This is a genomic window from Sphingomonas aliaeris (assembly GCF_016743815.1).
Classification (GTDB): Bacteria; Pseudomonadota; Alphaproteobacteria; order Sphingomonadales; family Sphingomonadaceae; genus Sphingomonas; species Sphingomonas aliaeris.
This window is the reverse complement of the sequence record NZ_CP061035.1, coordinates 2,177,819-2,200,575: the sequence shown is the minus strand read 5'-3', so window position 1 is coordinate 2,200,575 and position 22,757 is coordinate 2,177,819. Positions and strand designations below refer to the sequence as shown.

The 22,757-nt window shown below is 64.1% G+C and carries 18 protein-coding genes and 3 pseudogenes; 13 read left to right on the top strand and 8 right to left on the bottom strand.

The annotated features are described in order from the left end of the window. Nucleotides 1-89: 89 nt before the first annotated feature. Together H5J25_RS10380 and H5J25_RS10375 are read right to left on the bottom strand one after the other, a co-directional pair. On the bottom strand, nucleotides 90-1,025 hold the full coding sequence (locus H5J25_RS10380; RefSeq protein WP_225883046.1) for a DUF4861 family protein: 936 nt from the start codon (nucleotides 1,023-1,025) through the stop codon (nucleotides 90-92). Further along, nucleotides 1,022-2,083 (bottom strand): annotated as a pseudogene (locus H5J25_RS10375) (LacI family DNA-binding transcriptional regulator). Before H5J25_RS10375 ends, H5J25_RS10380 begins: the two are co-directional and overlap by 4 nt. Nucleotides 2,084-2,279: 196 nt before the next feature. Here H5J25_RS10375 and H5J25_RS21365 point away from each other — a divergent pair. The 9 genes from H5J25_RS21365 to H5J25_RS10340 all read left to right on the top strand — a co-directional run bounded on the left by H5J25_RS21365 (nucleotide 2,280) and on the right by H5J25_RS10340 (nucleotide 13,350). Then, nucleotides 2,280-3,551, top strand: a complete 1,272-nt coding sequence (locus H5J25_RS21365; protein ID WP_318781283.1) for a glycoside hydrolase family 3 protein — start codon at nucleotides 2,280-2,282, stop codon at nucleotides 3,549-3,551. Then, the gene (locus tag H5J25_RS21360) at nucleotides 3,527-4,033 is read left to right on the top strand and encodes a glycoside hydrolase family 3 protein (RefSeq protein ID WP_318781282.1); all 507 of its coding nucleotides are present in this window, start codon (nucleotides 3,527-3,529) and stop codon (nucleotides 4,031-4,033) included. Before H5J25_RS21365 ends, H5J25_RS21360 begins: the two co-directional genes overlap by 25 nt. Continuing rightward, nucleotides 4,033-4,746, top strand: coding sequence for a putative glycoside hydrolase (locus H5J25_RS21355; RefSeq protein WP_318781281.1), 714 nt, complete (start codon nucleotides 4,033-4,035; stop codon nucleotides 4,744-4,746). Before H5J25_RS21360 ends, H5J25_RS21355 begins: the two co-directional genes overlap by 1 nt. After that, entirely contained in the window at nucleotides 4,737-5,894 is a 1,158-nt protein-coding gene (locus tag H5J25_RS10365) for a glycoside hydrolase family 88/105 protein (protein WP_202090712.1), read from the top strand. The genes H5J25_RS21355 and H5J25_RS10365 overlap by 10 nt, the downstream gene beginning before the upstream one ends. After that, nucleotides 5,894-7,801, top strand: coding sequence for a hypothetical protein (locus tag H5J25_RS10360; protein ID WP_202090710.1), 1,908 nt, complete (start codon nucleotides 5,894-5,896; stop codon nucleotides 7,799-7,801). The genes H5J25_RS10365 and H5J25_RS10360 overlap by 1 nt, the downstream gene beginning before the upstream one ends. A 130-nt stretch (nucleotides 7,802-7,931) precedes the next feature. After that, complete coding sequence (locus H5J25_RS10355) at nucleotides 7,932-8,483, top strand: TonB-dependent receptor plug domain-containing protein (protein WP_202090708.1); 552 nt, start codon at nucleotides 7,932-7,934, stop codon at nucleotides 8,481-8,483. Next, nucleotides 8,473-10,881, top strand: a complete 2,409-nt coding sequence (locus H5J25_RS10350) for a TonB-dependent receptor (RefSeq protein WP_202096290.1) — start codon at nucleotides 8,473-8,475, stop codon at nucleotides 10,879-10,881. The genes H5J25_RS10355 and H5J25_RS10350 overlap by 11 nt, the downstream gene beginning before the upstream one ends. Further along, nucleotides 10,878-12,149: an alginate lyase family protein gene (locus H5J25_RS10345; RefSeq protein ID WP_202090706.1), complete on the top strand. Its 1,272-nt coding sequence runs from the start codon at nucleotides 10,878-10,880 to the stop codon at nucleotides 12,147-12,149. The genes H5J25_RS10350 and H5J25_RS10345 overlap by 4 nt, the downstream gene beginning before the upstream one ends. A gap of 76 nt (nucleotides 12,150-12,225) precedes the next feature. Continuing rightward, nucleotides 12,226-13,350 carry an alginate lyase family protein gene (locus tag H5J25_RS10340; RefSeq protein ID WP_202090704.1) on the top strand — a complete coding sequence of 375 codons (1,125 nt, stop codon included), beginning with the start codon at nucleotides 12,226-12,228 and terminating at the stop codon, nucleotides 13,348-13,350. Between the two features lie 18 nt (nucleotides 13,351-13,368). Here the strand turns inward: H5J25_RS10340 and H5J25_RS10335 are convergent, their stop codons facing one another. Next, nucleotides 13,369-14,250, bottom strand: coding sequence for a LysR family transcriptional regulator (locus H5J25_RS10335; protein ID WP_202090703.1), 882 nt, complete (start codon nucleotides 14,248-14,250; stop codon nucleotides 13,369-13,371). A 98-nt stretch (nucleotides 14,251-14,348) separates the two neighbouring features. On the opposite strand from H5J25_RS10335, the gene H5J25_RS10330 reads away from it, so the two are divergent. Beyond that, nucleotides 14,349-15,551, top strand: a complete 1,203-nt coding sequence (locus H5J25_RS10330; protein ID WP_225883045.1) for an MFS transporter — start codon at nucleotides 14,349-14,351, stop codon at nucleotides 15,549-15,551. Between the two features lie 34 nt (nucleotides 15,552-15,585). Next, nucleotides 15,586-16,014: a hypothetical protein gene (locus H5J25_RS10325; RefSeq protein WP_202090701.1), complete on the top strand. Its 429-nt coding sequence runs from the start codon at nucleotides 15,586-15,588 to the stop codon at nucleotides 16,012-16,014. A 21-nt stretch (nucleotides 16,015-16,035) separates the two neighbouring features. On the opposite strand, the gene H5J25_RS10320 is transcribed toward H5J25_RS10325, so the two are convergent. Both H5J25_RS10320 and H5J25_RS21810 read right to left on the bottom strand, forming a co-directional pair. Next, nucleotides 16,036-16,383, bottom strand: coding sequence for a response regulator transcription factor (locus H5J25_RS10320; RefSeq protein ID WP_202090698.1), 348 nt, complete (start codon nucleotides 16,381-16,383; stop codon nucleotides 16,036-16,038). 94 nt (nucleotides 16,384-16,477) lie between these two features. Then, entirely contained in the window at nucleotides 16,478-18,655 is a 2,178-nt protein-coding gene (locus tag H5J25_RS21810) for a response regulator (protein ID WP_202090696.1), read from the bottom strand. 294 nt (nucleotides 18,656-18,949) lie between these two features. Here H5J25_RS21810 and H5J25_RS10310 point away from each other — a divergent pair, with 294 nt between their 5' ends. Together H5J25_RS10310 and H5J25_RS10305 are read left to right on the top strand one after the other, a co-directional pair. Next, nucleotides 18,950-20,596 (top strand): FAD-dependent oxidoreductase, encoded by a 1,647-nt coding sequence (locus H5J25_RS10310; RefSeq protein ID WP_202096288.1) that lies wholly within the window; start codon nucleotides 18,950-18,952, stop codon nucleotides 20,594-20,596. Further along, a complete protein-coding gene (locus tag H5J25_RS10305; RefSeq protein WP_202090694.1) occupies nucleotides 20,593-20,892 on the top strand; it encodes a UBP-type zinc finger domain-containing protein in 300 nt (99 codons plus the stop codon). The genes H5J25_RS10310 and H5J25_RS10305 overlap by 4 nt, the downstream gene beginning before the upstream one ends. A gap of 72 nt (nucleotides 20,893-20,964) precedes the next feature. On the opposite strand, the gene H5J25_RS21635 is transcribed toward H5J25_RS10305, so the two are convergent. The 3 genes and pseudogenes from H5J25_RS21635 to kdsA form a co-directional block, all read right to left on the bottom strand. After that, nucleotides 20,965-21,414 (bottom strand): alpha/beta fold hydrolase, encoded by a 450-nt coding sequence (locus H5J25_RS21635; RefSeq protein ID WP_404829527.1) that lies wholly within the window; start codon nucleotides 21,412-21,414, stop codon nucleotides 20,965-20,967. Continuing rightward, a pseudogene (locus H5J25_RS21630) lies at nucleotides 21,344-21,676 on the bottom strand (alpha/beta fold hydrolase); the annotation flags it as partial. The gene H5J25_RS21635 and the pseudogene H5J25_RS21630, both read right to left, overlap by 71 nt. Nucleotides 21,677-21,948: 272 nt before the next feature. Further along, nucleotides 21,949-22,721 (bottom strand): annotated as a pseudogene (gene kdsA, locus H5J25_RS10295) (3-deoxy-8-phosphooctulonate synthase). Nucleotides 22,722-22,757 lie beyond the last annotated feature (36 nt).

Below are 22,757 nucleotides of genomic sequence, written 5' to 3'. Positions count from 1 at the left end.
GCCGCGCGCCGGGCTTCTTCAAAGAAAGCGGGCGAGTCAAGATTTGTATGACAACCGGCCTGGCGGGGATACGGGCGTTGGACAGGTGACTATTTAACCCGGAAGTCAGGCCGTTCGGCGGAGACATATCGTTCCCAGCGCGCGCGGTCGTGAAAGTCGCGGCCGCCGGTCCATGCGCTGCCCATGTAATAGACGAACGGCCGCCCGGGTGTGACCCGAAGCAGGACGAGGTAATTGTCGTAATCCTCGGTGACGCCGACGATCTGCGACGGATCGACCATCACGGCGACGCCCAACCGCCCGCGTACGGGATCCTGCGGGCTCCACCACGTCATCTTTCCGTCCGGGCGATCGACGGACAGCGTCCCCAGCTTCCCATCGCTCGTAACCCGTTTGCCGATACCTATACCGACGATGATTTCGCCCGTCCGGTCGGACCGGATCGTGGAGGTCATGCGCGTGAAGTTCGATCCGGCTGGAAGCGAGAAACTCCGCGTCTCCCATACCTTCCGTCCCGTATCGACGGGCCAGGGGTCGTAATCAACCTCGAAACTGGCGACATTAGGCCCGTCCCGCAGGATGCGATGACGGGCATAGTTGCGCGACGTCCAAAGCTTGTTGTCGTGCCAGATCCCGATCCCGCCGGCGCCCCGAGACGCATTCACGTTGTAGAAGTCGAGGCCCTCGCCCTGATAATCGTGCTGGTGCCCGGTGCGGAGCTGGCGGTCCATGAATGGCCAAGGGACCGCCTTGCCCCACGCGTCGATCCCGGAGGACGATGGCGGCTCGATCGCCTCCAGCGGGCGACCATAGATACGGTGCGCGGTGCGGTCGTTCTCCCACAGAATATCCCCGTATCGATACGGGGCCACGACGACCGCGGCGCGGCGTTGCCGATCGGCCGGGGAAGGCGGTTGCAGTTTGGTCTTGGCGACCAGCGCTGGCCGGTCATCGTCGCGTCCCTGAGCAGTCATTGCGGTCGCCGCCAACAGGGTCAGCACCGCGACCGAACGGCCGAATTTCATATCGCTCTCCTCACCGACGTCATGCGGGCCGGTGCCGACATCCGCTGTGCCACGGAGTCGCGCAGCACCAGCTTGGACGCGAACAGCGACTGTTCGGGATCGGCCGATTGCCCGATCAGCCCGGTCAGCAGTTTGCGCACGCCCGATCGAGCCATCGCCTCGATCGGCCATCGCACCGTGGTCAGCGGCGGCCAGACATGGCTTGCAATCTCCGTATCGTCGAAGCCGATGACGGAGACGTCCTGTGGCACGGAAAGGCCAAGATGCCGTGCGGCATGCAATACGCCCGCCGCCATCGCATCGTTGGACGCAAAGATCGCGGTATGTCGCCGGGCCCTGCCGAGCAGTCGCCGTCCGGCCGCCACGCCGGAATCGAAGCGGTAATCTCCCGTCACGATGAGCGACGGCGAAATCGGGATACCCGCGCCGCGCAGGGCCTTCTCGAAACCCTGGCGACGCTCCAATGCCGAGCGGAACCCGTCCGGCCCGGTGACGAGGCCGATCCGGCTATGCCCCTGCGCGATCAGATACGCGACCGCCTCCGTCACGGCTTCGGCATCGTTCTACGCGACGCAGTGCGGTTCCTCGTCGAGCAGCGCGGACCCCATGCGCACGTACCGGCATCGGAGCGAGGCACAGAGATTGCCCAAAGCATCGATCTCGGAAATCGGCGGCAGCAGCATCACGCCGAACAGACGGTGGAGTTCGAGAAACTGCCGGACGTGATCGAGCAGATCGGGCGACCCACGGTCCACCGGCTGAACGACCAGCGCGAATTCGGTGCCCTGGATGGCCGACAATATCCCGCGCTCGACGCCGACGACCATCTGCGAATTGGGATTGTCGTGGATCAGGCCGATCAGGAAGTTGCGGCGCAGCGCCAGTCCGCGCGCCTGGAGGTTTGGCGTGTAGCCCAGATCGTCGATCACCGCCTGAACCCGCGCACGCGTCGTATCGCTGATGAAGGGTGATCGGTTGACGACCCGGCTGACGGTTTTCTTCGAAACCTCGGCAATGCGGGCGACGTCGTTGATCGTTGGCGTGGCCTGCTGGTTCATCCGCACGAACCCTGCATCGGCTGGTATCCTTCGGTTGCTGAAATCCTGCCCGATCTGGTGCCCGCGCTGCGCATGGTCCGCTCCCCCCCGATCCGGTTTTTTCCGGTTGTCCTACAACTTCGATTGACAGAGTTGGCGAAAAAGGAAAAGTGTTTTGTCACCGGTGTCAGCGATAAATGACGCTTCAGGAGGCAGGATGGTTGGAAGGCTGGGATTGTGCGCGGTCGCACTCGGGATCGCTGTACCCGCGATCGCCCTGTCGCAGGAGGCCGTAGTCCACCCGTCGACGTGGCCATCGGTGGCCGCTTCGCCAAAGGATGCGGCGATCGAGCGCTGGGTCGAAGAAATTCTGCGCCGTATGTCGCTGGAGCAGAAAGTCGGCCAGACGATCCAGGGCGACATAGCGTCGGTTACGCCACAAGACGTCGCTACCTATCACTTGGGGTCGGTGCTGAACGGCGGAAGTTCGTCCCCGGGTGGCGACGAGTTCGGCCCGGCATCTTCATGGGTCGCAGCGGCCGACGCCTATTACGACGCGTCGATGCAGAAGCAGGGTCAACTGCCCCGCATCCCGATCATGTGGGGGAGCGACGCGGTCCATGGCCACAACAATATCGTCGGCGCGACGCTGTTTCCGCACAATATCGGTCTGGGTGCGGCAAACGATCCAGCGCTGATCGAGAAGATCGGGGCGATCACCGCAGCAGAATTGCGCGTCACCGGGCTGGACTGGACCTTCGCACCGACTCTCGCGGTTGCGCGCGACGATCGCTGGGGTCGCACCTATGAAAGCTTTTCCGAAGAGCCGTCGATCGTCGCGGCCTACGCGACCGCTTATGTCCGCGGTTTGCAAGGCGAACGCGGCAGCCGCGACTGGCTGCGCGGACAGCACGTCATCGCCACCGCCAAGCACTTCATCGCCGATGGCGGCACGTTCGAGGGGCGCGACCGGGGGGACGCAAAAGTAAGCGAAGGCGAGCTGATCCGCTTGTTTTCGCCGCCATACGTATCCGCGCTCGACGCGGGCGTTCAATCCGTCATGGCGTCCTTCTCGAGCTGGAACGGCGCCAAAATGCATGGCAGCGAAGGCATGCTGACCGGCGTTCTGAAGCGGCGCTGGGGGTTCGACGGAGTCGTCGTCGGGGACTGGGACGGCCATGCACGCGTCCCCGGTTGCACCCCGGACGACTGCCCCGCGTCGATGGCGGCCGGATTGGACCTGTACATGGCGCCAGCAAGCTGGAAGGCCTTGTATGCCAGTCAGCTTGCGTCGGCCCGATCCGGAAAGCTTCCATCGGCACGGCTGGACGATGCGGTGCGCCGCATCCTGCGGGTCAAGCTGCGGGCCGGCCTGTTCGAAGCGGGCCGACCTTCGACGCGGCCGCTGGCCGGGCGGTATGAACTGCTCGGGTCCCCGGGCATCGCGCCGTCGCGCGGCAGGCGGTGCGTGAGTCGCTGGTCCTGCTGAAGAACAATGGCATATTGCCGCTGAAGCCCTCTGCGCGGATCCTCGTGGCGGGCGACGGCGCTGACGATGTCGCGAAGCAATCCGGCGGCTGGACGCTGACGTGGCAGGGCACCGGGACGAAGCCCGAATATTTTCCACATGCGCAATCCATCTGGTCCGGCATCCGCGACGCGGTGAAGGCGGGCGGCGGGGCGGCCGAACTGTCGATCGACGGTCGCTACGGCACCAGACCGGATGTGGCGATCGTCGTGTTCGGGGAGGATCCCTATGCCGAGTTTCAGGGGGACCGCACCAATCTGCTGTTCGACGACCGGACGAACACCCTGACGACGATGACCCGCCTGAAGGCCGCAGGCATTCCGGTTGTCGCGGTGTTCCTGTCCGGCCGGCCTTTGTGGGTCAACCGGCATATCAATGCGTCCAACGCGTTCGTCGCGGCCTGGCTTCCTGGATCGGAAGGGGCGGCGTCGCCGACATGCTGATGGGCAAGCAGGACTTCAGGGGGCGGCTGTCCTTTTCGTGGCCAGCGACAGCAACGGGGGCGCCGCTGAACGTCGGCGATTTGAACTACGCGCCGCTGTTCCCGTTCGGTTATGGCCTGAAACTCGGGGAGCGCCGCATAGCCGCGCCGCTGTCCGAAGATCCCGGCATCGACCTGTCTTCGCTGGATACGCCGGTCGGGCCTCTGTTCGACGCCGGCCGAGCCATTGCGCCGCGCGTCGTCCAGATCGACGGGGCGAACGACAGTCCGCAAACGGTTTCCGGCGCGGCCGATAACGGCGCGATCTCGACCCGTCCGATCGATCGCGATCGGCAGGAGGATGCGCGGGAAATTGTCTGGATCGGGCGCGGGCGCGGCACGTTGCTGATCGCCAACCCGCGCGTGGTCGACTGGTCGAAGGCCGGACCGCTCGTGCTCGGTATTGCGGTGCGCGTCGATGCCGCACCTGCGGGGCCGGTATCGGTCGAGTTCAAATGCGGGCCGGGGTGCGGCGGCAAGATCGACGTTACCAAGGCTCTCACATTGCTAGGTGGGCGGGGATGGCAGCGGCTCGATATTCCGCTCGGCTGCATGGCCGGCGGCGATCTGTCCAAAGTTTCGGCGCCGTTCGTGATGACGACGTCCGCTGCGCTGAAACTCGCCATCTCGTCGATCGAGATACGGTCGATCAAAGGGAGAGCCACATGTCCATGATCGCTTTTTCGGCTGTGCTGGCGGCGCCGGTAGCGCTGATCAGTCCCGCGCAAGTCCAGATGTCGCGCCCGGCCGATATCCTTGCCGCCACGCAGCGCGTCGCCGATTGGCAGATCGCGCATCGGGATACGTTCGATCATATGCCCGCCGCCTCGCGCTCGGTGCGCAACCCTCGCGACTGGCAGCAAGCGACGTTCTGGGTCGCGCTTACCGAACTCGCCGATCGCAGCCGTAGTCCGGCCTATGCCAAAGCGGTGCTCGACCTCGGGCGGGCCGAGAATTGGAGGCTCGGCGACAAACCGTTCCACGCCGATGATCAGTTGATCGCGCAGAGCTGGATCTGGGCGAGCAGGAAAGGGGCGGGGGCGGCCGCGATCGCACCAGCGCGAATATATTTCGATCGCGTGCTGGCGCAGCGTCCGACCGGTGATCTGGCCTTCGTACCGGGCCCGCCGCGAAGTGGAGATCCGCCTTGCACGACGCGTTGGTGCTGGTGCGACGCTTTGTTCATGGCGCCACCGACCCTGCTGCGCCTGACGCGCTCAACGGGCGACACGCGCTATGCCGCCTTCGCGCATGAAGAATTCCGCGCCACGACCGACTATCTTTACGACAGAAGCGAACGGCTGTTCTTCCGCGACAGCCGCTTTTTCGACCGTCGCGACACGCACGGGCGAAAGCTTTTCTGGAGCCGCGGAAACGGGTGGGTGATGGCCGGTTTGGTCCGCATCCTGCAACAACTCGACCGCAAGGATCCGCACCGCGCTTATTATACCGGCCTGTTCCGCGACATGGCGGCGCGGCTCGTGACGCTGCAAAAAGCCGACGGATATTGGGCACCGTCCTTGCTCGACAATGGCGCGGATACGCCTCCGGAATCAAGCGGCACCGGGTTCATCACTTATGCGTTTGCATGGGGCGTGGATACCCGCGTGCTGGATCGCGCGACGTACCGGCCGGCGGCGATCAGGGGCTGGGCCGCACTCCAGAAAGCGGTGCGGAACGACGGCCGGCTCGGCTGGGTGCAACAGGTCAGCGATCGGCCCGACACTGTTTCGGAAAGCGACACGCAATTTTACGGTACCGGCGCTTTCCTACTCGCGGGCAGCGCGATGTACGATCTCGCGCGACACGAAGGAGTGCGCTGATGCGTCGTTCGGCCCTTGGCGTCTTGGCGCTGCCTATGCTCGTCGCCGCGTCCCCGGCTCCGTTTCCACCCGCCGCGGTGGCACCGGACCGATGGGCGGATCGACCGCACGGCCCGACCTATCCCACGGCTCCGGCAATGCACGATACGGTCGAACGACGGCTAATACCGCAACTGGAAAAGCTGCTGGTCCAGTTGCTCAGGGATCGACGTGACATGACTTTGGGCGGGGTCAAGGTTTTCGAAAGCGGCGACAAGTTCCTCCCGGGGAAGATTGCGACCGCCATGTCGTATCGCATCCTCGATCTGCCGAAAACGGATCCCCGCCTGCCGCAACGGCTTGCCGATTTCGCCGCGATCGCAGACCTGACGGTCGATGATACGAACGATAGCTGGGGCATCTATTACTACGTGTCCGCGCTGCACCGCCTGAACGAAGCCGGGTTGCTCGATCGCGCGGTACGACCCGCCACCCTGGCCAGGTTGCGGGCGAAGCTGGACTGGCGGCGCTTCGTTCGCCCGGACCTGACGTTGATCGATCTGCCCAACAACTATTACGGCGTGGCCTTCAGTATCGCCCGCCTGCGCTATTTGCTGGGTTGGGAAGATGCTAAAGGCAGCGACGCTCTGCTCGCCAGGACGCTCGATCATTATCGACGCTATTCCGGCACGTACGGTTTTGCGGACGAAACTGAAGGCGAGGGGCGGTTCGATCGGTACAGCGTGCTGCTGATCGGCGAAATCGCGCAACGGCTCGTCGAAACCGGCATGACGCCGAGTAAGGAAGTGAAGGGCTGGCTACGGCGGTCTGTCGACCTGATGCTGCCCCGTTTCAACATGGAGGGCGAGGGCTTCGAATATGGCCGCAGCATCGGTCCCTACGGCGAAACCGCGTTCCTCGAGGTGCTGACCGCGGCGGCGCGGTTGAAGGTCCTGACGCCGGTCGAGGAACGCATGGCCTATGCCTTTTCCAGCCGCATCGCCGCGCGCTATATGAACTTCTGGGTCTCGCCGGACACCGGGTCAGTCGATATGTGGGGGCAGGGCCGTCGCACCGACGCGTATCGCGGCACTCACCGAATCTTCGGCGAAAATCTCAGCCTGGCGCGGCAATATATCTATACCAACGTGATCTGGAACGACCTTGGCTATCGCGGCAAGGCCCCGGCTGGCGGCGAGTATGCACGCTGGTTGAAGACGCTCCCGCGGCTCACCACGACATGGTTCGCGCGCGGCACCTATGATCGTGCCGTCGTGACGATCCGCGACGGTGGGCACGTGATTTCCCTCCCGATCATCAACGGGGCGGGCGGGCAGCATATGAACAACCCGTATTTCCCGGTCCCGTTCTCGCCCGGCATGCTGCAGGGAGCCGCCGACGCTCAGTTCCCGCAACTGCTCCCGCGGATCACGCTCACCGACAACAGCGTCCTGATGCCTCTGGCGTACTTCAAGGATCTGAAGGTCGTTCGCAAAGGCACGACGACCGAAGTCCGCTGGCGGCAGGACGCGCTCGACCTAATGAGCGAGAGCAACGCCCGAGCAGATACCCGCGTGTCGATCGTCACGCGATACGTGTTCACGCCGGGACACATTTCCCGCCGCGATACGATCACCGCGTCGAAGCCTGTCAAACGCATCGATGTCGAGTTCGCGACCTTCTCGAAGCACCCATCTGTCAGAGACGCCCGCGTGGCATTCGGCCGAGGAGAGGTCAGCGGATTTTCCGCGCAGGGATATGACGAGTGTGCCGCAAAGCAGATTCAAGCGGATCCTTATCGTGCCACGACAGGCCCGTTCAATTCGCTGATCTCATGCAAAAAAATGACTAAAACGACGCCCGCAACATCACCATCCGAAACCCTGATCGGATGGGATTTGTCCTACAACATGCGAAATTTGCGTTGACAGCCTCCGTCTGAAGATTAGAAATCCATCTCGATGACACCGGTAACAATCGGGCGTCGGACGCATCGTCGTCTGTCCAGAGGGAGGATGAATTGAACATTTCAAAAGCCGCCGCACCACCGCGCGTGGAATGCTGCTCGCATCTGCCGCGATGGCGGCAATGGCTCAGCACATCGCCGCTGCCCAGACCGTCAGCGGCCCGGCGCGGGACCAGTCCGCCGCTCCGACGCCGACCGACACCGACGTGTCGGACATCGCCCGCGATCAGGAAGCCGAAACGACGATCGTCGTAACCGGCGCCCGCGCGACGCAGCGTTCGTCGATCGAACTGAAGCGTGATGCCTCGGTCGTCGTCGATGGTTTGGTCAGCGACGAGATCGGTGCGTCGCCGGACAATTCGGTCGGCGACACGCTTGAACGCATTACCGGCGTCACCGCCGATCGCTTCAAGGGCAATGCCAATGAATTGTCCGTCCGCGGGCTCGGGCCGACGCTCAGCTTCTCGACCTTCAACGGCCGCGAGGTCTCCACCGCCGGGCCGGACCGGTCGGTTGCATTCCAGCAATTCCCGTCCGAACTCGTCAACGGCGTGCTCGTCTATAAGACGCAGCAGGCGGACTTCTTGGAAGGCGGGGTCGGCGGCGTGATCGAGCTGCGCAGCCTGGAAGCCACTGGATTATAAAAAGCGTCGTATCCAGGCGGAAATCCGCGGCGATTTCCAGCCGAAGGACGACGACGTTTACCAGCATGACGGCCTCGGCTACCGTGCCAACATCTCCTATACCGACCAGTTCAAGACCGGCATCGGCGAGATCGGCATCAGCATCGGTTATCAGCGGCAAGATACGACCGCGCCGGAAGATTATTACAACGGCAACGCCACGTTCCAGCCGTGCAATACGAGTGCCATCAATGGCGGTTTGGCAACCGGCACCGCGGCGGCATTGATCACCGCCGGCGCGAGCCTGAACTGCGCACAGACGACGGTTGCTCGTACCGCGATACCGACGACCGGGTCGCCCGCCATCAACGTCGGCGAAACGCGTGGCGACACTTATTACGCGACATCCTCCCGCAGCTTCCGCACGCAACAGACGGCAGAGGTTCGCGATGCGGTCATCGGTGCGCTGCAATGGCGTCCCTCGTCGCAGTTCGAGGTCTCGATCGACGGGCAATATTCGAAGCGTAGCAGTCTCGAAAAGCGCAACGTCCTCGCGATCGCGGAGGGGCTTCGCGGCATCCAGCCCTTGCTCATCGGCAACGGCACGAACGGCTACAGCCCCGGTGCGCTGATCAGCTATCGCGGCAATTCCAATATCGAAGACCAACTGGAGAACCGCCAGCGCAACGAGGAGTATCTTGGCGGCGGATTGAGCCTCATTTGGCGCCCGGACCAGTGGACGATCAGCGCGGATGCATCCTATTCCAGTTCGCATCGTACCGAGACCCAGAAGGCGACCCGCATGCGGTCCACGACGCGGGTCGGGTACACGCTGACCTACGAACGCGATAACGTCGTCCCGAACGTGGTGTTCGACAATTTCGACGTCACGAACCCGGCCAACTTCCTCGCCACTGCAGCGACGGCGGTCTATGCCCGCAATCGCTTCGTGACGGACCGCAAGGACACGATCTGGGCCGGGCGCTTCGATGCGCAGCGCCAGCTGGACGGGTTCTTCACGTCGTTCAAGGTCGGTGCGCGGGTGTCCAACCACGATCGCACGAACGACAATGCCCGCAACAACGATCTGGCGACGATCCCGGGAACGGCGGCTCAGGCGGCGGCGATCATCACGGCGGCCAACCAGAATTGCCGCGCGCCTTTCACGACCAGGTCGTACTTCGACGGCGACACGAACCTCAACCGCTTTGCCACGTTCGACAATGACTGCCTGTTCCGCACGTTCACCGGCAGCGACGACGCGTTGCCTTACCCGACCGACGGCCGCGATCCGAGCGACATCAACGTGCGCGAACGGATCTATGCGGGATACGGCATGGCGAGCTTCCGTTCGGCGCTTGGCGAGACTCCGTTTAGCGGCAATATCGGCTTGCGCTACGTGCGGACGGATATTCGCTCGGTCGGCTACCGTCAGGCCTATCTGATCACCGTGGATCCGACCGCCGATACCTATGTCGTCGCGGTCGATCCGGCGGGTGCGCTGACCCAGAATACGCGCAAGGGCCGGTACAGCTATCTGTTGCCGAGCGCGAACGTCGCGTTCGACCTGACCGAGAAGCTGAAGCTGCGCTTGGCCGGATACAAGGCGATCTCGCGCTCCGGTATCGAAAGCTTCGGCGCCGGTATTAACCTGTCGCCGGGGCCGGGGACGGGCGTGAACAACATCATCCTGAACGCCACGACTGGAAATCCGAACCTGAAGCCGCTGCGGGCCTGGAATGCGGACGCATCGCTGGAACTCTACGCGTCGAAGGACACGTTGCTCTCGGTCGCCGGTTATTACAAATGGGTCACCGGCGCGGTCATCGGCGCGTCGACGCCGATCCCGACGCCGATCACCGTCACGACGATCACCTTGCCCGGCAATGTGCGTCAGACGCAGGATCTCATCATCAATCCGGTCGCTCCAGCGAACGACACCGAGACCCGGCATTTGTACGGCGTTGAGGTGACGGCGGCGCATGCCTTCACTTGGCTGCCCTCGCCGCTGGACGGGTTCGGGTTCAACGTATCGGGCAACCGTGCGTTCGCCGATTTCAAGTTCCCGGACACGTCGCCGCTATCGACCTATCTGGAACCAGCGAACCTGATCGGCCTGTCGAAATATACGGCCAGCGGATCGGTCTACTTCGAGAAAGGGGGCTTCTCGCTGCGTGGCTCGTACCGCTACCGCTCGTCATACTATAAGCCGAATGGCGGTACGAACCGCAGCGTGCGCGGGGCAGGCTATGTCAATCTGTCGGCGCAATACGACATCACGAAAAACGTCCAATTGAAGGCGCAGGCGCTTAACGTCACCAGCACGAAGGACGTGTTCTACAAGGGCGGCTATGACAGCATCGCTGAGGTCAGCAACAGCGGTCCGCAATTCTTCTTCGGCTTCCGGGTGCGCATGTGATCCGGTCCAGCCGCGGCACGGTTATCTTCTACGCCGCCGCGACGCTCGCCACCGTCGGCGGGTATCCGGCGGCGGCGGATACGTCGCTTCGCGCGCCGGCGCGGGCGTCGCTCTGCAAAGGGCCGGACGGTTATGCCGCGGCGTTTGAAGGTCGGCGGACGTTCCACCTGAAGTCGGATCAGTTGCTCGCGATCAAGGCCGCTCGCGAAACCGATCCGGCGGTGAAAGCCGCCTATACGGCGTTAATGGCGAAGGCGGATGCTGCGCTCGCGCGCAGACCCGCATCAGTAATGGACAAGACGACGATCCCCTTGTCGGGGGACCGCCACGATTATCTTAGCATCGCGCCCTATTGGTGGCCGGACCCGGCCAATCCGTCGGGCCCGTATGTCCGCCGCGACGGCGAGGTTAATCCCCGGCGGGACATCAAATCCTACGATCGAACGGCGATCGGACGGATGAGCCGGGATGCCGCCACGTTGTCGCTTGCCTATTTCTACAGCGGCAATCGCGCCTATGCGGAAAAGGCTGCGCAGATAGTTCGCACCTGGTTTCTCGACCCGGCGACGGCGATGAACCCGAATGCGAAGTTCGCACAGGCCGTGCCGGGGCGCGAAAACGGACGTGCGGAAGGCGTGCTGGACACGAATGCGTTCATGAGCGTGATCGATGCGGTCGGCCTGATCGGCCCGGCGGCCGTGATGAGCGCGGCCGAAATCACCGAGCTGGAAGGCTGGTTCGGCCGTTATGTCGACTGGATGCTGACCAGCCCGACCGGCAAGGAGGAACAGGCGGCGAAGAACAATCACGGCATCTGGTTCGATGCGCAAATCACGCAATATGCCCTGTTTGCGCGCCGCCCGGACATCGCACGAAAGACCGTGCAGGACTTTCCGAAGCGTCGCATCGCGGCCCAGTTCGCGCCGGACGGATCGCTACCGGCAGAGCTGAGCCGGACGCGCAGTTTCCACTATTCGCTCTACGCGCTGGAACCCGCTTTCGACGTGGCCGAAATGGCCGGGTGCCTGGGAATGGATCTTTGGAACTATGCGGACGACAAGGGGCGGGGTCTGCGCAAGGCGACCGACTTCCTCGCGGGGTATCGCGGTCGCGCCGCCGATTGGCCGCACAAAGAAATGACCTGGCCCGCGACTGAACTCGATGACATTCTGACGCGTGCGGATTGGGCCTGGGGTCCGGGCACATATCCGCGCACGCTGGATGCCGATACGGCGCTTCTCTACCGCCCGGCGCCGGCCGCACCGTGACCTCCCGGGCCGCCGCCGGCCAGCCTCGATGTTGAACCGCCGGCACGTCCTTGCCAGTCTGGGTGGTGCACCTTTCGTGGTTCCGCTGGTCGCGAGCGTGGCGCCGTTCGACCTGGTCGCGATCGAAGGTGCCCGCGTGATGCGCGCGGTGTCTGCCTACGCCAAAAGTCCAATCCGCACGATCACAGCGATCGCCGCACCACGCAGTCCGGCGACCCGTCACGATTACTATTCCGAGGCTGATTATTGGTGGCCCGATCCGGCGCATCCGGGCGGGCCTCATGTCCGCCGCGACGGCTTCTCCAACCCTGCAAAATTCGATGGTCACCGTGATGCGCTGATCCGCTTCGGCATCGAAATGCCGGCGCTCGCGACCGCATGGTTCGTCTCGCGCAGACCGCACTTCGCCCTGCGGGCGGCGGCGCATCTGCGCGCGTGGTTCGTCGATCCCGCCACCCGGATGAACCCGGATCTGTCCCACGCGCAGGCGATCATCGGCGTGAACACAGGACGCGCAATCGGCATCATCGATACGCTCCAGATCGTCGAGGTCGCGTGCGCGGCCCACCTGTTGGCGCGTCATGACGCGCCGGGCTATGCAGCAATTCGTCGCGGCGTGGACCGCTGGTTTCGCGAATATCTCGACTGGCTGACCGGCTCGGCCGCGGGGCGGCAGGAGCGCGACCAAAGGAACAATCACGGGTCGTGCTGGCTGTTGCAGGTCGCCGCTTTCGGCGCGCTTGTCGGTAACGACGAAGCTCTCCGGGATGCACGAACACGCCTCGTCGATCAGATCATTCCGACACAGATCGCGACCGACGGCAGCCAACCGCTGGAACTCGCGCGGACCAAGCCATACGGCTATTCGCTGTTCAATCTGGACGTGCTGGCCGGGGCCTGCCGGCTGCTGTCCATCAAAGGGCATCTCTGGCGCTTCCAGACGGCCGATGGCCGCAGCGTCGCGAAAGCGACGGCGTTCATGGCGCCATTCATTCGCGACAAGGCGCTTTGGCCGTACACGAAGGATGTCGAACATTTCGCGGACTTTCCAGTGCGCCATCCCAGCCTGCTTTTCGCCGGACAGGCGCTCGACCGGCCGGATTGGCTCGCTCTATGGCGTCGGCTCGACCCGGATCCACGCGTGGCCGAGGTGATCCGGAATTTCCCGATCCGGCAGCCGCTGCTCTGGCCTGAAGAATGATTTGCGCGAACGTCGCGATCACGTGGTGGAGAGGTGGCCGGTCAGCGCCTCGAGGAACAGGTGCACCTTGCGCGGGATGAGCCGCCGCGTCGGCATCACGGCCCAGATACCCTGATCGGGCAACGCACCGTCGCCGAGTGTGATCTCCACCAATCGTCCTTCGGCGACATCATCGCGAACGTTCCATTCCGAAATCCGGACGATGCCGAGACCGCGGATGCTTGCTTCGTGCAAGGCCTCCAGACTATCGGCGGCGAAGCGACCGTTCACCGCCTGGCGAACCGTCCGTCCCTTGCGCTCGAACGTCCATTGTCGCGCGGCTTGGCCGCTCAGACATTTGTGATCCCGCAAGCCCGCTACGGTCGTCGGGGCGGGATGCCGGGCCAGATAGGTCGGTGAGGCGTACAGCCCGCGCCGGTTACCGGATAGGCGGCGCGCCACCAGCGTACTGTCGCGTAGGTCACCGAAGCGGATCGCGACATCGACTCCCCGCGCCGCGATATCGACGACCCCATCGTCCAGCAGCAGTTCCACGCGAACTTGCGGATGCTCCGACAGGAATTGGACGAGCATTGGCGTCAGGATCTTGCGCCCGAACGGGACGGACGCCGCGATGCGCAGCAATCCCGTCGCGCCCTCCGTTTTGCCCGCGACCGCGGCTCGCCCCTCCTCGGCATGTGCGAGAATGGCCTCCGCATGCGGCAGGAACGCCTCGCCTTCCGGCGTCAATGACAGCGACCGCGTCGTCCTGTGGACGAGCCGGGAGCCGACTTCCGCTTCCAGTGCCGCCAGCCGCCGCGATGCGACCAGCGGCGTCAGGCCGAGCCGCCGCCCCGCCGCCGACAGGCTGCCCTGCTGCACCGCTTCGATCAATATGGCGAGGTCCGCGAGATCCAGCATATCTTCGTATGATAAGCCGGCATGTCGCAAAGCGCTACTTATGCATCCAGGCGACAGGGTCCAGATAGATCCGAACGCCGAACGATCAGGAGGTCTGCATGACAACCGAAATACAAACCGCCGGTACCGGGCAAAGCGCTTGGCAGCGGTCCGCGCTTACCTTCTCGATGGCGGTCGCGGCGGGCGTCGCCGTTGCCAATATCTACTACAACCAGCCAATGCTCGGCATCATGGAGCGCGACCTTCCCGGTTCGATCACCAGCTTCGTGCCGACCACGACGCAGCTGGGCTATGCCGCCGGCCTGTTCCTGTTGGTCCCGCTGGGCGATCTGGTCGAGCGCAAGCGCCTGATCGTCCTTCAGTTCGGCGGGCTCGCGGTAGCGCTCGCGATCGCGGCCGTCGCGCCGGGGGCGGCGCTGGTCGTGCTCGCGTCTTTACTCGTCGGTATCCTGTCGACCGTCGCGCAACAGGTCGTCCCGCTCGCCGCGCACCTGTCGACACCCGACCGACGCGGTGCAACGGTCGGAACGGTCATGGCGGGCCTGCTCTGCGGTATCCTGCTCAGCCGGACGCTGGCCGGGTTCGTCGCGACGCATCTCGGATGGCGCGAGATGTTCTGGCTCGGCGTACCGATGGCGATCGGTGCCGGTGCGCTGATGGCGGCGGTCTTGCCGCGTAGCATGCCGGACACGACGCACAGCTACGGCTCGCTGATCCGCTCGCTTGGCGGGCTGTGGTCCGAATTCGCCGCGCTGCGCAAGGCGGCAGTCACGCAGGCGCTGCTGTTCGCCGGGTTCAGCGCCTTTTGGACGATCCTCGCGCTTCACCTCCAGGAACCGCATTTCTCGCTCGGCGCCGACGTGGCGGGGCTGTTCGGGATCGTCGGCGCGGTCGGCGTCCTCGCAGCACCGGTCGCGGGCAGGATCGCCGATCGCCGCGGTCCGCGCCTCGTGATCTTGCTCGGCGCGATCATGACTCTGCTGTCGTGGGTCGTGTTCGGACTGCTGGGCTCGATCGCCGGGCTCGTCATCGGCGTGATACTGCTCGACTTCGGCGTCCAGAGCGCGCTCGTGTCGAACCAGCACATCGTCTACGCCCTGCGGCCCGAAGCCCGCGCGCGACTGAACACCATCTTCATGGGCGCGATGTTCCTGGGCGGAGCGGCCGGTTCCGCCGGCGCGACGATGGCCTGGGGGGCAGGCGGCTGGGTGCCGGTCGTCCTTCTCGGCGGGTCGTTGTCCGCGTTCGCCGTGCTGATCCAGATCGCCGGCGCAGGCTCGCGTTCAGCTTCCGACGTTTAAGATCACACGGGAAATTAGCCGAGGAAATATTCCGATGTACCCGCTCAAGATCGCTCTCGTTCTCACCGGTCTCGCCATCGCCGGCACCGCTACGGCAAGCGTCGATCGCACGCCGGGTCCGGGCGGGGTGTATCGTTTGAAGCCGGGCATCTACGTGCAGAAGGGGGTAGCTTGCGGCTCCGCGCCGAATGCCGCAATCCGGGAATATGACGGGCGAGGCATCAGCACCCCCCACACGCGCGCCTGCCGCGCACGCATTCTGTCGAAACGGGGCAACCGCTACACCGTCAGCCAATCGTGCATTGATGCGGGGGCGGGGCCAGCGCCACGCTTCACCGAGCGCCAGACCGTGGCGGTCGCCGACGCGCTCACCTTCTCGATCGCAACACGCGGCGCAGCGACTGCCTATCGCTATTGCCCAATGTACATGCTGCACGCCGGTATCCGGCCAGCCGCACGATAGCGGCACATCGATGCATATCGACTAGGCGACGGCGGCCTCGATCGCCTCCAGCAGTGCGTCCGGATCGATCGGCTTGGTCAGAAACGCCCGCGCGCCGCTGGCGATCATCCGGTCGCGCGTGGCGGCCGTCGGGAATGCCGTCATCGCGATCAGCGGGTGCGTGCATCCACGTCGCTGCAATTCGAGTTGCAAGTCCGGGCCGTCCATACCGTCCATATGAACGTCGGTGACGATACAGGCGAAGCTCTCCAGTTGCGCGCTGTCCAGCAGCGCTCCGCCTTCGGGGAACTGCACCCCGGTCAATCCGGCTGATCGCAGCAGACTTTCGATACTGCCGCGGACGCCGGGATCGTCATCGACGATCGCCACGAGCCGTGAAAAAGGCAAAACGCACTCCGAACCGGGGGCCTGAACGCTCCCGTCGTATGGAGATGGGCCCTTGGCGCCGCCGACGCCATCATACTCAGATATTAAACCGGTGAATGCTTTCGTCCCGCACGCCCAGCTGTTCTGCCATGCGTACGAGGTCGGCCAGCGACTGCGCCTCCATCTTGCGCATCACGTTTCCGCGGTGGATCTTGACGGTGATCTCGCTGAGCGCGAGCCGCGCGGCGACCTGCTTGTTCATCAACCCGGTTACCACGAGCCTCATGACCTCGCGCTCCCGCGGGGTAAGCCGTTCGTAACCGGCTTTAAGCCCCGCGACGCCGGCCGATGTCGCGCGGCGCGTTCGATCGGTGTCCAGCGCGGCGGCAACGGCGGTCAGCAATTGATCGTCTTCGAACGGCTTGGGCAGGAAATCGATCGCGCCCGCACGCATTCCCCGTACGGTCATCGGAATGTCGCCATGTCCCGTGATAAGCACCACCGGGATCACGATACCCTGGGCGGCAAGCCGCTCCTGAAAGTCGAGTCCATTCTCCCCGGAAAGGCGAATATCCAGGACAAGGCACGACGTTGCATCGGGCGATCCGGCGGACAGGAACGCGCCCGGGCCGTCATACAAGCGCACATCGTACCCTACGGAGCGCAACAGGCTGCCGATCGCTCCGCGAACGTCCGCATCGTCGTCGATGACGCAGACGCAGTCGAGTGGCGCTTCTGTATCGGCTGACGTCACGCCGCGATCCTTTCGAACTCGTCCGCAATCGGCAGGCGGAGGCTGAATGTCGCTCCGCCGCCCGCATTTCCTGCCGCTGACAGCGTGCCGCCATGCTGCTCCACGATCGATCGGCAAATCGACAGACCCATGCCCATGCCGTCCTGCTTGGTGGTAAAGAACGGTTTGAACAGGCTTTCCGGATCGGCGCCGGAAAGCCCTACACCGCAGTCGCTGATATCTATCACCACCCGTTCGCCTTCGGTGCGGGCACCTATACATAACGAACGACGCTCCACGGGCGTTTCCACCATCGCCTGCTGTGCGTTGATGAGAAGGTTCATCAGCACCTGCTGCGAATTGGACGCGGTCTCCGCATACGGACGGAAGACGATTGTCCAGCGCGACCTGAACGGCGACATGCCCGGCACCGAGATCGCGGTCCAGGATCGTTACGGTGTCCGCGACCAGTTTCGAAATCTCGACCGTCTCGCGCTGCGGCTCGGTCTTCCGTGCAAGGTCGCGAATGCGGGCGATGACATCCGCCGCACGCCGCCCATTCGACGCGACATGATCGAGGCAATCGGCCACTTCCGCGGCGCCCGGCGCTTCCTGCGCAAGCCATCGTCGGCCGGATTTGGCGTAGGTGATGATCGCCGACAGTGGCTGGTTCACTTCGTGCGCGATCGACGCCGCCAATTGTCCCAGCGTCGTGACCCGCGCCATATGGGCGAGTTCGGCCTGCGATTCAGCAAGCTTCGCTTGCGCACGGTTGCGCTGCGTCACATCCAGCGCGGTGATCAGGACATGCTTCCACCCCTGATGGTCGGGCGGCAATGTCACGCGCAGCACCACGTCGATAAGGTCGCCGGTCGTCGTGCGAAATTGCACTTCTTCCTCGACCGGCATGTCGCCGCGCAGCAGCCGTTCGAAAATCCGCACCTGCGCGGTTTGTGCGGCAACCGTGTGATGCGCGATGATGTTGCCGCCGATCAATTCGGACCGATCGGAATAGCCGAACAGTCGCGCGACCTCCTGGTTGGCATCCCGGATATAGGTCGGCCCGGCCGCGCGCTGCACCAGATCGAGGCTGGATGCTTCGCCGGCCGTCAGCATTTCATAGGCGGCGGACCAATCCGATTCCCAGATCGGAAAGCCAGTCGCGTCGAAGATCATGCCATAGCGTTCGTCGGCCCGCCTGCGCTCCGCCGCGACGGTGATCTGGCGGGCGCACAGCAAGGCCGTGGTGGCGATCGCGACGAGGCTGACGCCCAGCCGCATCGTCGGCGATCCCAGGGGATCGGCGCCGTGACTGATCCAGTATCCGATGATCGCCAGAGACGCACACACGGCGCCAGCGATATGCACTGGAAGGCGTCTCTGTTCGCGCGCGATCAGCAGGACGACGATCGTGTACAAGACCGCGACGGCGCCCTGTAGCGGGCTGAGTATGTCGAGCGCGAAGATACCCGCTGCAAGGCACGATGCCATTGCGGCGCGGATAACGGCCATCCACCGTCCGCCCAGTCTGTCACCCCCCATTGCCGCCTCCCGAAACGATCGAACAATCGCGACCTCCGCGCAAAGGCTGACCGATTGCACAAAAAACTGCAACTCCATCGCGTTGCAATGGAGATCGAAGACATATCCCATCACGCATCTGGTCTCCGCCGCGCATATTCAATGCCTCTCGGGCGTGCGGCGTAGCCGGTGCGTCGTGCGGCGGGTCCGATGGACGGCCTCGCACCCAAACCTGCGTATGATGGCGTGGACGGCGGTGTCATGCGACGTCATGTTCCTGAACGACTTTGCCGATCACTCGGAAACAAGGACATTATCAGCATGATCGACACGCGAGAGCACCAGCGTTTCCCGGTCCTGACACAGCCGCAGATCGATACGGTACGCCGTTTCGCCAGCGGTCCGGAGACTCGCTTCGATCCGGGGGAGACGATCTATGCGATCGGCGATCATGGCGCGCCGGCCTGGCTGGTGCTTGACGGTACGATCCACGTCGTCCGGCGTGACGGTCTCAGCCGCGAGGCGACGATCACCGTTCATCAAGCCGGACAATTTTCGGGCGAGGTCAACCAACTGGCCGGGCGACCCTCGATCGCCGCCGGGCGTGCGGGGCCGGACGGCTGCACCGCATTGCCGCTGGACCCGGCACATTTGCGCGCGCTGATGGTCGGGTCGGCGGACGTGGGTGAGATCGTCATGCGCGCATTGATCCTCCGGCGCGTCAGCTTGATCGAGGAAGGGGGCGCAGGCACGATCCTGATCGGCACCCCGGGCACCCCAGACATGACACGCTTGCAGGATTTCCTCGGCCGCAGCGGTCTTCCGAACCTTGTCCTCGATATTCGCTCTGATGAAGAGGGCAGGGCGCTCGTCGAACGGACCGGCGTCTTGCCGGAAGAACTGCCGTTAGTGGTTTGCCCGGCGGGTCCCGTGCTGAAGCGCCCAAGCGTCGAGGAGCTTGCCGCCTGCCTTGGAGTCGTTCCGGCGATCGACGCGGACCGCGTGTTCGATGTTGCGATCGTCGGCGCGGGGCCTGCGGGTCTGGCGACGGCCGTCTATGCCGCGTCCGAAGGACTGTCGGTCATCGTGCTGGATTCCAGGGCGATGGGTGGCCAGGCCGGGGCCTCGGCGCGGATCGAGAATTATCTTGGTTTCCCGACGGGCATTTCGGGTCAAGCGCTCGCTGGACGCGCGTTCAATCAGGCGCTCAAGTTCGGGGCGGAGGTCGCAATTCCCGTTTCGGTCGAGCGACTGGATTGCGATACGCCGGGTCTGCGCTTGCTGTGCGCGCAGGATCGCCGCGTGACGGCACGGTCCGTCGTGATCGCGAGCGGCGCGCGCTACCGCCGCCCGGACATCCCCAATCTCGAGCAATTCGAGGGTGCGGGTATTTCCTACTGGGTGTCCGCGATCGAGGCTCGGCTTTGCACGGGCGAGGAAGTCGTGCTCGTCGGCGGCGGCAACTCGGCCGGGCAGGCGGTGGCCTTCCTCGCGCCGCAGGTGCGCAAGCTGCACCTCGTCGTACGCCGCGAACTGGAGGCAACGATGTCCCGCTACCTGATCGACCGGATCGCCGCCTTGCCGAACGTAGAGTTGCACGTCGGCAGCGAGATTGCCGGGCTGGAGGGCGACCGGGAGAGCGGTCTTTCCGCTGCGACGTTTCGCGACCGGCGTAACGGTACGCTGACGCGTCGCGAGGTGCGGCACATGTTTCTGTTCATCGGTGCGGACCCCAATGCCGACTGGGCACGCGAATGCGTCGAGACGGACGGGAAGGGCTTCATCGTCACCGGTGCCGAGTCGCTACCGCTCGAGACCAGTCGGCCCGGCGTCTTCGCGATCGGCGATGTGCGCGCCGGCTCCACCAAGCGCGTGGCTGCTGCGGTCGGCGAGGGCGCTGCCGTGGTCGCCCAGATCCACAGCATGTTCGCAGCACAGTCCAATCCGGAGATGCAATCATGACCTGCACGCACATGAATACCATCCACCATGTTACGCCGAGTGCCAGGGGTTGCGAGGAATGCGTGAAGATCGGCAGCAAATGGCTGCACCTTCGCCTGTGCCGCGATTGCGGGCATGTCGGCTGCTGCGACCAGTCCCCGCACCGGCATGCACGGGCGCACTTCAACGCGACGCAGCATCCGATCATCGAAGGCTATGATCCGCCGGAAGGCTGGGGCTGGTGCTATATCGACGATGTCGAGGTGGAATTGCCGGATCAGACCCGGCAGGTCGGGCCTATCCCCCGCTATTATTAGCGCGCCGGCTGGGTTCGGCGCGCACGGAAAAAGGGGCGGAAGATTTCCGCCCCTTCGTCTTGCTCTCGATGGTCAGGCGCGGACGAATGCCAACAGATCCGGGTTGATCACATCGGCATGGGTCGTGAGCATTCCGTGCGGGAAGCCTTCATAGACTTTCAGCGTCGCATTCGGCAGCAGCTTCGCCTGCAACAGGGATGCATCCTTGTACGGCACGATCTGATCGTCATCGCCTTGCAGGACGAGGGTGGGTACCGTGATCGCCTTCAGATCCTCGGTCTGGTCGGTTTCCGAAAACGCCTTGATGCCTTCGTAATGTGCATTCGCGCCGCCCATCATGCCCTGCCGCCACCAATTGCGCACGACCCCGTCGGAAATCTTCGCACCGTCCCGGTTGAAACCGTAAAAAGGACCGGATGCCACATCGAGGAAGAACTGCGCGCGATTGGCCGCCAATGCCTCGCGAAACCCATCGAACACCGCGATCGGCGTGCCATCGGGGTTTGAGTCCGTCTTGACCATCAGGGGGGACGGCACTTACCAGAACGGCCTTTGCGACCCGCCCCTGCGGCTGACCGAATTTCGCGACATAGCGCGCGACTTCGCCGCCGCCGGTCGAGTGCCCGATATGCACCGCGTTCCTCAGGTCGAGATGTTCGGCCACCGCTGATGCGTCGGCGGCATAATGATCCATGTCGTGGCCGGACCCCGTCTGCGACGAGCGACCATGACCGCGGCGGTCATGCGCGACCACGCGGTAGCCGTTGGCCAAGAAAAACAGCATCTGCGCATCCCAGTCGTCGGACGACAGCGGCCAGCCGTGATGGAACACGATCGGTTGCGCATCCTTGGGACCCCAATCCTTGTAGAAAATCTCCACGCCGTCTGCTGTCGTGACGTAAGCCATGCTGTCCTCCATCTGTGTCCCGGACGACCGCCCGTCCGATGGATGCTATGTCGTACAATACCGATACGACGGGTATCATACGGAGGTTTCGGGTTTCACCAACGCCATGACGGCCTCGCTTGGAATTCTGTCGGTTCGTCGAAGCGAGATCAGTCGGGCTGTTTGGCAAGCCTGTCGAACGCGACAAGGCTCCGCAGCAATGCGGGCATCTCCTGCAATGGCACCATGTTCGGCCCATCGCTCGGCGCCCGATCCGGCGCTTCATGCGTCTCGATGAAGACCGCTGCCACGCCCACGGCTACGGCCGCGCGAGCAAGGGGGCTACGAACTCGCGCTGCCCGCCTGAACTCGTGCCCAGCCCGCCGGGCTGCTGAACCGAATGCGTCGCATCGTACATGACCGGATATCCGGTTTCCGCCATGATCTTGAGCGATCGCATGTCGCTGACCAACGTGTTGTATCCTAAGCTCGCGCCACGTTCGCACAGGATGATGTCGTCGTTGCCGGAGGCGGCGATCTTTGCCGCGACGTTCTGCATGTCCCAGGGTGCGAGGAACTGGCCTTTCTTCACGTTGATCGTGCGGCCTGTCCGCGCGGCGGCGACAAGCAAGTCCGTCTGTCTGCACAGGAACGCGGGAATCTGTAGAATATCGACCGCTTCCGCCACCGCCGCGCAGTGGCTCGCATCATGCACGTCGGTGAGCACGGGGCATCCGAAGCGCGCACGTAATTCTGCGAATACGTCGAGCGCCGCGGCCATGCCGATCCCGCGAGGGGCGTCGATCGACGTCCGATTCCCCTTGTCGTAAGAACTCTTGTAGATGAACTGGATGCCGGCTTCTTCGCAGATACCGGAAATGGCCTGTGCCATCTCCAGTGCATGTGCGCGACTCTCCATTGCGCAGGGCCCGGCAACGAGCACCAGCGGCTTGTTGTTGGCGATCTCGATCGCGCCCAC

Excerpts from the sequence above, each read along its gene's own strand:
- H5J25_RS10380 (WP_225883046.1), bottom strand. The coding sequence starts at position 1,025 with ATGAAATTCGGCCGTTCGGTCGCGGTGCTGACCCTGTTGGCGGCGACC.
- H5J25_RS21365 (WP_318781283.1), top strand. The coding sequence starts at position 2,280 with ATGGTTGGAAGGCTGGGATTGTGCGCGGTCGCACTCGGGATCGCTGTA.
- H5J25_RS21355 (WP_318781281.1), top strand. The coding sequence starts at position 4,033 with ATGGGCAAGCAGGACTTCAGGGGGCGGCTGTCCTTTTCGTGGCCAGCG.
- H5J25_RS10365 (WP_202090712.1), top strand. The coding sequence starts at position 4,737 with ATGTCCATGATCGCTTTTTCGGCTGTGCTGGCGGCGCCGGTAGCGCTG.
- H5J25_RS10360 (WP_202090710.1), top strand. The coding sequence starts at position 5,894 with ATGCGTCGTTCGGCCCTTGGCGTCTTGGCGCTGCCTATGCTCGTCGCC.
- H5J25_RS10355 (WP_202090708.1), top strand. The coding sequence starts at position 7,932 with ATGCTGCTCGCATCTGCCGCGATGGCGGCAATGGCTCAGCACATCGCC.
- H5J25_RS10335 (WP_202090703.1), bottom strand. The coding sequence starts at position 14,250 with ATGCTGGATCTCGCGGACCTCGCCATATTGATCGAAGCGGTGCAGCAG.
- H5J25_RS10330 (WP_225883045.1), top strand. The coding sequence starts at position 14,349 with ATGACAACCGAAATACAAACCGCCGGTACCGGGCAAAGCGCTTGGCAG.
- H5J25_RS10325 (WP_202090701.1), top strand. The coding sequence starts at position 15,586 with ATGTACCCGCTCAAGATCGCTCTCGTTCTCACCGGTCTCGCCATCGCC.
- H5J25_RS21810 (WP_202090696.1), bottom strand. The coding sequence starts at position 18,655 with ATGGGGGGTGACAGACTGGGCGGACGGTGGATGGCCGTTATCCGCGCC.
- H5J25_RS10305 (WP_202090694.1), top strand. The coding sequence starts at position 20,593 with ATGACCTGCACGCACATGAATACCATCCACCATGTTACGCCGAGTGCC.
- H5J25_RS21635 (WP_404829527.1), bottom strand. The coding sequence starts at position 21,414 with ATGGTCAAGACGGACTCAAACCCCGATGGCACGCCGATCGCGGTGTTC.